Below are 12664 nucleotides of genomic sequence, written 5' to 3' on the forward strand. Positions count from 1 at the left end.
CCGCTGGTGACACTGGTGGTGCCGTTCCTGTCGGAATTCCGGCGGACGTTCTACGAGACGCTCGAGCGCGATCTCGACGCGCAGGGGATCAGTCTCGTGGTCGCCCACGGCGACCCGTACAGCCAGGATCAGCGGACGCGGGCGGACGCCATCCGCATGGACCGCGCGGTGCGGCTGCCGCAGCGCAGCGTGCGCATCGCGGGCCGGCCGTTCGTCCACAAGCGGCTCGGCACGCTGGCCCGCACCTCCGATGTGCTGGTGGTCGACCAGGCGTTGCGCAATCTGGAGCTGTACCCGCTCCTCGTACGCCAGCTGGCCGGATCAGGGCCGGCCATCGCCATGTGGGACCACGGCCGCACGTACCACCGCCCGCAGTCGGCCGTGGAGCAGTCGCTCAAGTTCGCGCTGACCCGGCAGGCCCGCTGGTTCTTCGCGTATACCGACAGCGGCGTGCGGGCGGTCACCGACAACGGCTTCCCGGCAGGGCGGGCGACGGCCGTGCAGAACGCGATCGACACCACCGCGCTGGCGCGCGCCTACGAGGGCGTCACCGAGGAGCAGGTGGCCGAACTGCGGGAACTGCACGGGCTCCAGGCCGGACGGACCGGGCTGTACGTCGGCGCGCTGAGTCCGAACAAGCGCATCCCTTTCCTGCTCGACGCGGCCGAGGAGATCGCGCGGCGGCTGCCGGGTTTCAAGCTGCTGGTCGCCGGCACCGGGCAGCACAAGCACCTTGTCGCGGAGGCCGCGGCTCGCGGGCGGGCCGTGGTCTGGGTCGGCCAGGCCTTCGGGGACGACAAGGCGCTGCTCGGGGCCGCCTCGGATGTGCTGCTCATGCCCGCGTCGGTCGGCCTCGGCGTGGTCGACTCGTTCGTGCTGCGCTGCCCGATGGTGACCACCGGGACGCCCTGGCACGGACCCGAGTTCGACTACCTGGAGCACGGCCGCAATGCCGTGGTGACCCCCGACGACCCGGAATCGTTCGTCGACGGGGTCGTCGGTCTGCTGAGTGCCCCGGAGCGCTTGGCCGCCCTGCGTGCCGAGTGCGTCCGGGACACCCCGCGCTATACGGTCGAGGAGATGAGCCGGCGGTTCACCGAGGGTCTGGTCCGGCTGCTTGCGGAGACGGGTCCGCGAGAGGGCGTACCGCGATCCGCGCCGGGTTGGTCGCGCATGTACCGTCGTCGAGCCGGAACGCCCAGCCATGGCCGGGGCACACCACGCACCCGTCCTTGATCTCGGCCGTCGCCAGGTCGGCCATCGCATGCGGGCAGTACCGCTGGATCTCGTACCGGCTGCCTTCGTGCTCGACCACCGTGCGCTCGTCGAGTTGCTTGCCGCGCTCGTACCGCGCGTACGCGCGGTAGCTCTCCGGGTCGGCGAACCTGAGGAAGACGACGAGGAATTCGTTGTAGCGGTCCGGCTCGCGGCTCGCCTCGAAGCGCAGGCTCAGGAACAGTTCCTCCCAGCTGAGCTCCCGGTCCAGCACCAGGTTCAGCAGCCGGTCCTCGACGCGGAGCCGGTAGAAGTAGTCCTCTCCGGCGTGCGGGTAGACCGAGTCCTGGTACCGGGTGAAGTCGACGATCACGGACTCGGGGCAGGCGCCGACGCTCTCGACGAGCAGCCGGCCGCCGATGCGGTCCCGGAAGAACGCGGAGGCGGAGACCAGGGGTTGGAAGTACTCGCGGAGCTTTCCGAGCAGCGGTCCGGGGGCTTGGGGAATTTCCGCGAGCGCCTGCGCGATATCCGGTGCCCGGTCGCGCTGATAGTCGGACAGATAGGCATGCCGGTCCGTGAAGCACGGATGTTCCAAACGGCGTTTGTTGTCCTTGGCGTGATCGACGTGCGGTACGAGTTCGTCGCCGGGCAGCAGGATGACGGTGCGTTCGGCGAATCCTTCGCGCTCGGCGTACGCGTGGAATTCCGCCTGGGTCGGGAAGATCGAGTCGTCGTCCAGGTTCAGCGCGGAGAACTCCGGGTCCAGGAAGCACGGCGGGCCCGCCGCGGGCACCAGCCATCGCGCTCCGGAGGCCGCGAACATCTTGTGCACCGCACCGAACTTGTTCTCTCGCTTGTGCCGGGAAATCCGCCGCTTTTCCTCGGGCGAATAGTCGTACACGTACGGATGCCAGTTCGCGCCGGAGAATTGCATGAACAGGTAGTCGATGTCGAACGACTCGCGCAGCCAGGCGAGATCCCGTGCGGACAGCTTCATGTCGTTGACGTCCGCGATGGTGGCCTGGGGAGTCCGGATCACGAGTGTGCAGTCGTCCCAGATCGGCACCGACTGCACCACCGGCGTCACCGCGAGGTCCGGCCCGAGCGAGTAGGTCTCGTGCGAGTCCAGGACGACGACCTCGTTGCGGACGCTGCCGGCCAGCTCGCGCTGCAGATAGCCGTCCGTGTAGCGGGGAATCAGGATCTTCGTGTCGGGCCGGAGCGTACGCAGGAACTCCGGGTCGAAATGGTCCCGGTGCTCGTGCGAGAGGAAGACATAGTCGGCCGCGCGCAGCGGCTCCAGGTCGAGCTGGTCGTTGCGGGGAAACTGGTGCCAGGTCGACAGGAAGGCGCCGCGCCGGGTGAACCACGGATCGACCACCAGGGACACGTCGGGTGTCTGCACGTAAATGCAGGCGTGTCCGTAGAAGTGCACGGTGTGGCGCGGTTCGTTCATGTCCGGATCCTTCGGTCGTCCGAATGGCCACGCCCACCTTCCCGGCAATCGACCGCGGGTCGGCGTGGCTTGCCGCACGACCGGGAGCGGTTTCACCCGCGCGGAGCAGCGCGCGCCGGGAAATGCGCCACGCGGTTCGCCTACCCTGGCAACACCTTTGGAAAGGGCGGACCATGCGTGTTGTCGTCGCCGGCCAGGGATATGTCGGTCTTCCATTGGCGGTACGTGCCGCGCAGGTCGGGCACGACGTCATCGGATACGACACCGACGAATCCCGGGTGAAACGGCTGATCGCCGGAGAGTCCTATATCGAGGACATTCCGGCGCAGGATCTGAGCGCGGTCACCGCGGCCGGCCGCTACCGGGCGACCTGCGAGCCGGGGGATCTCGCCGGGTTCGACGTCGCGGTGATCACCGTGCCCACGCCGCTGCGGGAAGGCGCCCCGGACCTCTCCTACGTCGAGGCCTGCGCACGCACCCTGGGCGGCTTCCTGCGCCCGGGCGCGATTGTCGTGCTGGAGTCCACGACGTTCCCCGGGACCACCGAGGAACTCGTCGGCCCGGTCCTGGCCGAGGTGTCCGGCTTGGCCGCCGGCCGCGACTTCCGGCTGGGGTTCAGTCCGGAGCGGATCGACCCGGGCAATCCGGTGTGGAACCTGGTCAACACCCCGAAGGTGGTGTCGGGTGTCGACGCCGCGTCGCTCGCCGCCGTCGACGCCTTCTACTCCTCGCTGGTCGAGCGCACCGTGCCGGTGTCGACGCCGAAGGAGGCCGAGCTGGCCAAGTTGCTGGAGAACACCTTCCGGCACGTCAACATCGCGCTGGTGAACGAGGTCGCGATGTTCGCCCACGACCTGGGCATCGACGTGTGGGAGGCCATCGACGCCTGTGCCACGAAACCGTTCGGATTCATGCGCTTCACGCCGGGGCCGGGGGTCGGCGGCCACTGCCTGCCCATCGACCCGTCGTACCTGTCCTGGCGGGTGCAGCGGGCCTTGGGCCAGAGCTTCCGCTTCGTGGAGCTGGCGAACGACGTGAACAACCACATGCCCGACTACGTGGTCCGCCGGCTCACGACCGCGCTCAACGAGCGCCACCAGTGCGTGAAGGGCGCGAAGTTGCTCCTCGTCGGCCTCGCCTACAAGAAGAACACCGGCGACGCGCGCGAATCGCCGTCCGCCCGGATCGCGCACATGCTGCTCGACCTCGGCGCCGAGGTCGCCGCGGTCGACCCGCACGTCGATGCCGCGCACCGGTTCGACGCCCGGCTCCGGCGTGTCGACATGACCGCGGACATCGTCGCCGCGGCCGACGCCGTCGTCCTGCTCGTCGACCACGACGACACCGAACTGGACATGATCCGCGAGCACGCGTCCTACATCCTCGACTGCCGCCGCACGCTCGGCCGTGCGGAGCACATCGAGGTCCTCTGAATCCGGGTGCCCCGGCCGGGGAGCCGGCCGAGGGCCGGCGTCAGCGGGTGACGAACCAGAGCGACGACGGGAAGTGGCCCGCCGCGTCCGGGCGGAGCCGCAGGCCGTCGCGTCCGGGCTGCGGGACGTAGTCGGGGAAGATCTTGCCCAGGTCCGCAGGGCGTGCGTAGTGCAGATGCGAGAGGCAGGCCAGGATCCGCACTCGGTGATTGTGGGTGAGGTACGCGCGGACCAGTGAGGTCTCGGCCCAGTGGAACGGCGTGTCCAGTAGGTCCCGTTGATAGTCGTAGGGCAGGTAGATGTCGTGCACGTGCACGACCACACCCGGGGCCAGGCGCGGGAAGACCTCGAGCACCAGGAAGTTGACGTCGCTGCCGGCCTTGACCACGTGCGAGGAGTCGACGAACAGCACATCGCCGGCTTCGAGTGCGGTGAACGGGTCGGTGCCCACCGTCTGCACGGGAGCGCGGTGGAGGTCCACGCGCGGGTCGGCGGCGAGCCAGGCGTGCGGGTACGGCTCGACGCAGGTGACCGCGCCCGGGTGGCCGTCCGCCGCGTTGCGGTCGAGGGCAGCGAGGGCGAGGCGGGTGGAGACGCCGCTGCCGACTTCGAGGTACCGGCGCGGGCGCAGCGCGCGCAGGATGCCGTGCAGGGCCTGCGCCTCGACGAAGCCGTAGCCGGGGCCCAGATGCGCGGCCTCCTGGTAGGCGCGGCCGCCCTCGTACTCGGCGGCAAACGGCGTGCAGGTGTCCCGGAGCCAGGTGGCCTGGGCATCCAAATCGACGTCGATTCCCGGGAGTTCGGAGGCAGGTGCCCAGACGGCGCGGGTCCCGGCCAGGGCGCGCAGGTCGGGCGCGGACGCGTAGTAGTGCCGGGGCGAGACCAGCACGCCCAGGTGCGACAGGGCCTTGTTGAGGGTGACGGCACCGGCCTTGGCGGCGGTGCGCAGGCTCGGCTTCCGGCGGGCGGTGTTGTCGGGCATCGCGGTCCTGTTCTCGGAGGGGTTCGGTCGGGCGGTCGCCTGCGGGTCCGTCATCAGCGGCGCTCCTTCCGGGATTTGGCGGTGCGCAGGATCGCGCCGGCCAGGCGGGCGGACGGTCCGCGGGGGAGCAGCCACTGCTCGTCGAAGCGGTCGTCTGCGCCGAACGAGGCGTACTTGTAGGCCTCGCCGCCGCGCAGGAAGTCGAAGTGCCGGGCGCCTGCCTCGTCGGCGGTCGCCGTGATGGTGCGGTCGAGCAGGACGGTGCCGAGGCTGAGCCGCGCGAAGGCCGGGTCCCAGCCGCCGTTGTAGTAGGCGAACGTGTCGCCCCACAGGAATCCGTACACCGCGCCGACGGGTTCCCCGCCGCGCTCCGCGAGCATGGCGGCCGGGCCCCGCCCGGGGGCCGCGCGGGCCATGAGCCGCACGTGGAAGTCCCGCCGGGACAAATCGAAGCCGCTTGGCGTGCCCAGGTGTTCGCGCCGTACCCGGTGCAGGTGCGCAACCGTGTCGAACACTCCGGCGGTCATGGCCTCCGGAGGGACCCACCGGAAGGTGACGCCGTCGGCCTCGAGCTGCCGGGTCCGGCGGCGCATGAGGCGGCGGAATCCCGCGGAGCCGGCCTGCCGTCCGCCGCCGACCGCGAGGCGCGGACACGTCTCGCGGGCGAGCAGGCGGCACCCGGCAGGCAGCAGCGCGGTGTCGGCCTCGGGGTCGAGCGCGGGCAGCCACAGCGCGGCGTTCCGGGTCCGGGCCCGCAGATGGGCGCGCACGGCGTCGCGGCGGTGCGCAGCAGCGAGCAGCACGCCGTGGTCGGCGGCGTCGGCGAGGCCCAGTAGGGTCCAGTGCCGGACCGGGAGCGGGATGCGCGGGTGCAGCCGGCCGCGGGTGCGGAGCAGGGGGAGGACGGCCTCGACGGTGCCGTCCGGTGCGGTCCACACCGCGGTCTCGGCGTGGCGCGCGGCGGCGGCGCCCAGGTCCTCCCACGCCGCGAGCACCCAGTCCGGCGTGCCGAAGTACGACGCCCCCGGGGTGGCCGCGGCCAGCTCGCGCCAACCGTCCTCGTACGCGGCGAGCGCGTCCGGGGCACGGTGGACGGCGAACCCGCTGCGGACCGCGGCCCCGTCGCCGGCCGGTGCGGTAAGCGCGGTCACCGGTCCGCCGCAGGGGTGATTCCGTGCGTGTCGAGGCCGCGGCGCGGGCGGACGCAGGGGGACCCGCGGGAGTCCGCCAGGAACGACACGCCGTATGGCGTACAGGATCGGCGACATGCATGTTCCCCCGCATGTCCGGCATATCGATTCGATGGCACAGGGGTAAATTGCCACGAATCCTCCATCCGGGACGGCAGAAGTACCGCGCCGACGGCTCAGTCACCCACTAGGAGCATTCGTGTTGCACAACCGATTGACGCGGCGCATCGCCGCCAGCCCGCTCGCCCCGCTCGCCGTGCTGCCCGGCCGGATCGCCGCGGTGGCCCGGCACAACGCCCGCACCGCGGCCCGGACGGCGTCGTGGCTGGTGCGCTCACGCGAACACGTGCACTACACGTACGACCTGGAGCGCCTCAACCTCGAACACCTCGCCTGGTTCGTCACCACCGTCACCGGCGTCCCCGCCGCGGACGCGCGCAGGTACCTCGCCGAGATCCGCGAGGACGACGACCTGCGCCGGGTGGTGGGCGACGGCCTGGCCCGCAGTCCGCGGCGCGCCACCACCGACCCGGTCGTCCGCTACGGCCGCCGGATCGGCTGGTACGCCCTGGTCCGCGCGCTCCGCCCGGAGTTCGTGGTGGAGACCGGCACCAACCGCGGCCTGGGCAGCGCGGTGATCGCCGCCGCCATGCTGCGCAACGGCACCGGCCGGCTGGCCACCTGCGACTTCGACGACCGCAGCGGCGAGCTGATCCTGCCGCCGTACGACAAGATCGTCGACCACGTGGTCGGGGACTCCCTGGAGTTCCTGGCCGGGCCGGTGGCCCGGCAGATGCCCGTCGACCTGTTCATCTCCGACACCGCCTTCACCCAGGACCACGAACTCGCGGAACTCACCGCGGCCCGGCCCCTGCTGTCGCCGCGCGCCGTCGTGGTCGCGACCCGCTGCAACATGTGGTGGACGCTGCCGCGCTGGGCGGACGCCCAGGGCATGCGCTTCCTCTACTTCGACGAGAAACCGGCCGACCACTGGTACCCGGGCCTGGGCATCGGCGCGGCCTTCACCTCGCAGGCCGCCGAGGCCGCCCGGCCGACCGCCGCGGCCCGGACCGCGTGAACCCCGCGGTCCGCGCCCGGCTGGCGTCCTGGTACGCCCGCGCCGATGCCTGGCCGGGAGCGGACGCCGCGCTGCGCCGCTCCCCGCTCCAGGCCTACCTGCGCCGCCGGTCCGCCGACCGGCTCGCGGTGCTCGGCTACCACGGCATCGACGACGCCGAGGGGTTCGCCGCCCAGATGGACCACCTGCAGGCGCACGCGTTCCCGGTCTCGCTGCGCCAGGTCGAGGACGCCGTGCACAACGGACGCCGCCTGCCTCCGTACAGCGTCCTGGTGACCTTCGACGACGGCGACGTCAGCGTGGCCACCGAAGGCCTGCCGCTGCTTGCCGCCCGCGGCATCCCGGCCGTGTGCTTCGTGGTCGCCGGCCTGATCGGCACCGACACGCCGTTCTGGTGGGACGAGGCCGAGTACTTGGCCCGGCACGGCGGCCGCAGCCGCCGCCTGCCCGAGGTGGCCCCCGAGATCGTCCCGCATCCGATGAAGCTGCTCACCGAGAACGAACGCCGTTCCGTACTGGAGGAGTTGCGGGAGACCGCCACCGCCCAGGCACCGCGCCGCCCGCAGCTCACTCCGGAGCAGCTCGTGCAACTCCGCGACGGCGGCGTCGAGATCGGCAGCCACACGCTGACCCATCCGTGCCTCGACCGCTGCGACGACCGCCAGGTCGAGGAGGAGATCCTGGGAGCGCACGACCGGCTCGCCGGACTGCTCGGCAGCGCCCCGACGTCGTTCGCCTACCCCAACGGCAACACCGACGCCCGCGCGCACCGCCTCCTCGACAAGTGCGGCTACCGCACGGCGTTCCTCTACAACCACAGCCTGGCCCGGCCCGGGTCCTGCTCCCCGCTGGGCATCGACCGCCTGGTGGTCACGCCCGCGGCCGGCCCGGACCGCTTCGCGACCGTGCTGTCCGGACTGCATCCGGCGGTGTTCCGGGTCGGACGCACGGTCGCTCGATCGGCGGCGCGCGCGGTTCAGCCGTTCGCCAGGAGCTCGTGACGCGGCGCCAGCAGCACCGCGGTCCGCCGCACCGCCCGGTCCACCCGGGCCGCGCAGGCCCGCAGCGCCTCCGGCGGCAGGTCGACCGGGTCCGCGATGTCGTCGGCGTCCGGGGCCGGCGGCCGGACCCGCCCGCGCAGGGCCGCGGCGCGCGCCACGATCTCACGCGGGTCCGCGGCCGGGTCCGCAGCCGGTTCCGAGGCCACCGCGGCAAGGCGTACGAACTCCTCGAAGGCGAAGCACCGCCGCAGCACCGACGGGCACAGCCCCACGGCCGCCTCGCGGTGCTCCCGCGCCATCCCCAGCACCAGATCGGCCCCCGCGACGTCCCTCTCGGTGAGGCGGCGCGCCGCGAACCCGCTTCCGTCGCCGCCGAATTCGGCCATCACCTGCCGGGTGTCCGCGCCCAGCACGGCTCCCGGCCGGGCGTGCGTCCCGGCACTGCGCACCACGATGCCCGGCAGCGAATCGGCCGCCGCCTCCGGGCCGCCCGCGCCGAGCCGCGCCGCGAGCAGCCGCTCCGCGAGCGGCGACCGGTACAGATTGCCGGTGCACACGAACAGGACGGTGAACGCGTCGGACTCCCGCCGCACCGCGGGCCCGACGCCGATCACGCGCCGACCCCCGTGCCCATCGCTCCGGCATCGGCCTCCGACCGCACCGGCCGCGGGCGCGGCGCGGTGGCGTCGGCGGCCCGCTTCGCCGCGTCCACGTGCTCGAACCCGTACCCGTAGCCGTACGTCCGCTGCTGCTGCGGGTCCGTCATGCTCAGTACGCCGCCCAGGATGTGCGCGCCGACGGCACGCAGGCCGTCGGCCGCCGCCCGCACCTGGTCGGCCGGCGTCTTCCCGGCGCGCACCACGAGGATGGCGGCGTCCGTGAGCGGTGCCAGCCCCAGGGTGTCGGCGACCGGCAGCAGCGGCGCGGTGTCCACGATCACCACGTCGAACGCCGTGGCCACGTCGCGCAGGACCTGGCTCATCCGCTGCGAGGCCAGGATCTCCGCCGGGTTGGGCGGGATCGGCCCGGACGTGAGCACCGCCAGTGTGTCGTCGCCCGCCCACTGCAGGACGTCGGAGACCGTGGCGGCACCGATCAGCACCGACGTCAGACCCGCCGACTGCACGAGCCCGAACGTCTTGGCCACGCACGGGTTGCGCAGGTCCGCGTCGATCAGGCACGTGGTGTGCCCGGCCTGGGCCAGCGAAAGGGCCAGGTTCGCCGCGGTGTTGGTCTTGCCCTCGCCGGGCAGCGAACTGGTCACGATGATCACGTGCGGCCGGTGGTCGACCTGCGCGAACTGCAGGTTGGTGCGCACCAGGCGGAACGCCTCGGCCCGGGCGCTGAGCGCCTGGTCGCCGATCGCGAGCGGTGCGGCCACCGCGGCCTTGTCGAAGGGCACCGAGCCGAGCACCGCGATGCCGGCGGTCTCGCCGATCTCTTCGCCGGTCCGCAGCGTGGTGTCGAGCGTGTGCCGCAGCAGCGCGAAGGCGATGCCGGTGAGCAGGCCGCCCAGCAGCCCCGCGCCCGCGTTGAGGAGCGGCTTCGGGGAGACCGGGTCGGTGGCCGGCACCCCGCTCCGGGTGATGCCGATGTGCACGGGAGCGGCACCTTGCCCGGGCGGCGTCTCGAGGTCGACGATCAGCAGGCCCGCTTCCGCGGCCACCGCATTGGCGATGAGCGCCGCCCGCTCCGGGTCGGTGTCGGTCACCGTGATGTCGATGAGCACCGTGTTGAGCCGGGCCGTCGCCTGGACCCGGTCGGCCAGGGCCCGGGCGCTGGTGTCCAGGCCGAGTTGCTTCACCACCGGGGCGGTGACGCGCGGACTGGCGATGATGTCCGCGTAGGACTGCACGCGGGCCTGCGAGAAGGCGCTGCCCTGGTTCATCTCGGCGACGTCCGAGGTACCCCGGGTGGCCACGAAGATCTGGCTCACCGACTTGTACTGGGCCGTCGAGCAGGCCGTCAGCGTGAGTCCGGCGGCCAGTCCGCCGAGGGCGAGGAGGGCCACTGACACCCACCGCCGCGACAGCGCCCTGAGGAATCCGCGCAAGTCCACCGTGCACCTCTTCGGGTAGTTCCCGCCCGACAGCCGAGCCGTCCGGAATTCGGCCGGGAATATGAGATATCCCTGCACCTGAGCTTAGAGACGCGCCGCGTCATTTCCCGTGAACCGGCCTGGTCCATTCGAGGCGTCCGGATACGTGTTCGCGCGACCGCCGTCGCCGAGCGTTTTGCAGCGGCCGCATTGCGGGCGGTCGGACCGAGTCAGGCTTTCTTCGCCGTGCTGCCGGGTCAGGGCGCCGGCGGGATCGGCGGCGGCACGAACGAGTCCGGTGCGTACGGGCGGTCCGCGCGCAGTGCGGTGAACAGCGCGCCCGCGGCGGGCTCGGCGAGGACGTCGCGGTTCGGGTCGGCCGGGTAGGCCTTGCGCGGCACCGTCACGAACGACACGTTCCCCTCCGGGACCGCGCGCAGGCGCTCGACCAGCCCGTACAGCTCGTCCAGCGAGTCGAGGCCGGCATCGGCGGTGACCGCGGATGTCGCGGCGTCCAGCACCCGGTACAGCCGGACGGGGTTCAGCAGGACGTCTCCGCCGCGCACCTTCGCGGCCAGCTTCCGCATGAACTCCTGCTGGCGGGCCATGCGGTTCGTGTCGCTGCCGTCGCCCACATACTGGCGGGCCCGCACGTACGCCAGGGCGTCCTGGCCGTGCAGGACCGAGCGGCCGGCCGGCAGGTCGAGGCCGACGTTCGGGTCCCGCTCGGCGGCGGGCAGCTCGACCTCGACGCCGCCGAGTTCGTCCACCAGCCGGGTGAAGCCGTCGAAGCCCAGCACCATGTGGTGGTCGATGCGCACGCCCGTCAGCCGCTCGACGGTGCGGATCGTGCAGGCGGGGCCGCCGATGTCGAAGCTCCAGTTGAACTGCTCGTAGCGCAGCGCGCCGGGCGCTCTGCCGCCGTCCGGCTCCGGTCCGGCGTCCGCGGCGCTCTTGCCGTCCCGCGCGCAGTCCGGGATCCACACCATCAGGTCGCGCGGCACGCTGACCACGAGGGCGCGCCGCCCGTCGCCCGACAGGTGCAGGAGCAGGGTGGTGTCCGAGCGGGCGCTGCCCAGTTCGGGCCGGTAGTCCGAGCCCATGATCAGCAGGTTGCGGGCCGGGCCGGCGGCCTTGGGCCGCTCCTTTTCGACCTGGGCGAGGGACTTCCGCGTGTCGTCGTCGGTGCGGATGTTGCCGTCCAGCTGCCGGTACAGCCACCAGCCCGTCCCGCCCAGCACCGCGGCCAGCAGCACCGCGGCGGCCAGCAGCCCGAACAGCACCCTGCGCAGCCGCCCCGCGGGCGGCGGCGGACCCCACTGGCCCTCCGGCGGCGCGTCCTCCGACGGTGTGTCCTCCGGGCCCGGGAACCACGAGCCGAGTCCCGACCCGCTCACCGGCGTGCGTCCGTTCGGGCGCCGGACGCGTCGGCCGATCGGGTGGTCCCGTCATCCGGCAGATCCCGCTGTTTCCGGCCCAGGAGCGAGCAACGCATGAATCACACCTATCCGTTCGGAGCAGCGGGCGCGTGGCGGAACCACGACGCCGTTGTCACTGTGTGAGAGTGATTTCCGGTTGGGGGGATTTTAGGTTTGCCGCACAAGATATCCCTCCGAGGAGTGGGAACGTGGCAATTTATGTGGCACGTCCGCTGGTCGTGCGACTTTCCCCCAAATGGCTTATCGACATGACCTTGAGCCTGCTTATTCTGGTCATGTTCGCGCCATTCATGGTGGTCATTCTGCTGCTCGTCAAATTCACGACACCGGGCCCGGTGCTGCACCGGCAGGTGCGGGCCGGAAGGCACGGCGCGCCCTTCTGCATGTTCAAATTCCGCACGATGCACGTCGGGGCGCACGCCGCCCGGGCGGCACTCGCGGACCTGAACGAGGCCGACGGGCACCTGTTCAAGCTGCGCGACGACCCCCGGGTCACCCGGGTCGGCCGTACGCTGCGCCGGCTGTCCCTGGACGAACTCCCGCAGCTGTTCAACGTGCTGCGCGGCGACATGTCCCTCGTCGGGCCGCGCCCGCTGCTCATGGAGGAGTCGGACTACGAAGGGCCGGCCCGCAAGCGCCTCGACGTCGCGCCCGGCATGACCGGCCTGTGGCAGGTCAGCGGACGCTCCGACCTGCCCTGGGACGAAATGGTGCGACTCGACCTGCACTACGTCGCGAACACCTCGGTACGCCTGGACCTGGCCATCCTGGCCCGGACCGTGCCCGCCGTCCTCACCGCCCGCGGAGCGCGCTGACCGATGGCGGCACC

At 72.0% G+C, this 12664-nt stretch carries 10 protein-coding genes and 1 pseudogene; 5 read left to right on the top strand and 6 right to left on the bottom strand.

All coding sequences use genetic code 11. The features are described from left to right. Positions 1-339: 339 nt before the first annotated feature. A pseudogene (locus LZ495_RS18875) lies at positions 340-1023 on the top strand (glycosyltransferase family 4 protein); the annotation flags it as partial. Positions 1024-1093: 70 nt separating this feature from the next. Here LZ495_RS18875 and LZ495_RS18880 read toward each other — a convergent pair. Next, positions 1094-2674: a Rieske 2Fe-2S domain-containing protein gene (locus LZ495_RS18880; protein WP_235053487.1), complete on the bottom strand. Its 1581-nt coding sequence runs from the start codon at positions 2672-2674 to the stop codon at positions 1094-1096. 173 nt (positions 2675-2847) lie between these two features. Here LZ495_RS18880 and LZ495_RS18885 point away from each other — a divergent pair, with 173 nt between their 5' ends. Further along, positions 2848-4107, top strand: a complete 1260-nt coding sequence (locus LZ495_RS18885) for a nucleotide sugar dehydrogenase (protein WP_235053489.1) — start codon at positions 2848-2850, stop codon at positions 4105-4107. A 40-nt stretch (positions 4108-4147) separates the two neighbouring features. Here the strand turns inward: LZ495_RS18885 and LZ495_RS18890 are convergent, their stop codons facing one another. Next, positions 4148-5143, bottom strand: coding sequence for a class I SAM-dependent methyltransferase (locus LZ495_RS18890; protein ID WP_235053491.1), 996 nt, complete (start codon positions 5141-5143; stop codon positions 4148-4150). Further along, positions 5143-6240 carry a GNAT family N-acetyltransferase gene (locus LZ495_RS44920; RefSeq protein WP_235053492.1) on the bottom strand — a complete coding sequence of 366 codons (1098 nt, stop codon included), beginning with the start codon at positions 6238-6240 and terminating at the stop codon, positions 5143-5145. The genes LZ495_RS18890 and LZ495_RS44920 overlap by 1 nt, the downstream gene beginning before the upstream one ends. A 238-nt stretch (positions 6241-6478) precedes the next feature. Here LZ495_RS44920 and LZ495_RS18900 point away from each other — a divergent pair, with 238 nt between their 5' ends. Beyond that, the gene (locus tag LZ495_RS18900; protein WP_235053494.1) at positions 6479-7357 is read left to right on the top strand and encodes a class I SAM-dependent methyltransferase; all 879 of its coding nucleotides are present in this window, start codon (positions 6479-6481) and stop codon (positions 7355-7357) included. Continuing rightward, positions 7354-8358, top strand: a complete 1005-nt coding sequence (locus tag LZ495_RS18905) for a polysaccharide deacetylase family protein (protein WP_235053496.1) — start codon at positions 7354-7356, stop codon at positions 8356-8358. The genes LZ495_RS18900 and LZ495_RS18905 overlap by 4 nt, the downstream gene beginning before the upstream one ends. Here LZ495_RS18905 and LZ495_RS18910 read toward each other — a convergent pair. The 3 genes from LZ495_RS18910 to LZ495_RS18920 all read right to left on the bottom strand — a co-directional run bounded on the left by LZ495_RS18910 (position 8334) and on the right by LZ495_RS18920 (position 11793). Continuing rightward, positions 8334-8972, bottom strand: a complete 639-nt coding sequence (locus LZ495_RS18910) for an arsenate reductase/protein-tyrosine-phosphatase family protein (RefSeq protein ID WP_308268357.1) — start codon at positions 8970-8972, stop codon at positions 8334-8336. The genes LZ495_RS18905 and LZ495_RS18910 overlap by 25 nt on opposite strands. Continuing rightward, positions 8969-10495 (bottom strand): tyrosine-protein kinase domain-containing protein, encoded by a 1527-nt coding sequence (locus LZ495_RS18915; protein WP_308268359.1) that lies wholly within the window; start codon positions 10493-10495, stop codon positions 8969-8971. Before LZ495_RS18915 ends, LZ495_RS18910 begins: the two co-directional genes overlap by 4 nt. A gap of 158 nt (positions 10496-10653) precedes the next feature. After that, on the bottom strand, positions 10654-11793 hold the full coding sequence (locus LZ495_RS18920) for an LCP family protein (RefSeq protein WP_235053498.1): 1140 nt from the start codon (positions 11791-11793) through the stop codon (positions 10654-10656). Positions 11794-12053: 260 nt separating this feature from the next. Between LZ495_RS18920 and LZ495_RS18925 the strand changes: the two genes are divergently transcribed. Beyond that, positions 12054-12650 (top strand): sugar transferase, encoded by a 597-nt coding sequence (locus LZ495_RS18925; RefSeq protein WP_308268381.1) that lies wholly within the window; start codon positions 12054-12056, stop codon positions 12648-12650. The last annotated feature ends 14 nt before the right edge of the window (positions 12651-12664 follow it).

The organism is Yinghuangia soli (assembly GCF_021502675.1).
In the GTDB taxonomy this organism is placed as follows: Bacteria; Actinomycetota; Actinomycetes; order Streptomycetales; family Streptomycetaceae; genus Yinghuangia; species Yinghuangia soli.

Bases quoted from the DNA above. Each gene is read 5' to 3' on its own strand.
- LZ495_RS18880 (WP_235053487.1), bottom strand. From the start codon at position 2,674: ATGAACGAACCGCGCCACACCGTGCACTTCTACGGACACGCCTGCATT.
- LZ495_RS18885 (WP_235053489.1), top strand. From the start codon at position 2,848: ATGCGTGTTGTCGTCGCCGGCCAGGGATATGTCGGTCTTCCATTGGCG.
- LZ495_RS18890 (WP_235053491.1), bottom strand. From the start codon at position 5,143: ATGACGGACCCGCAGGCGACCGCCCGACCGAACCCCTCCGAGAACAGG.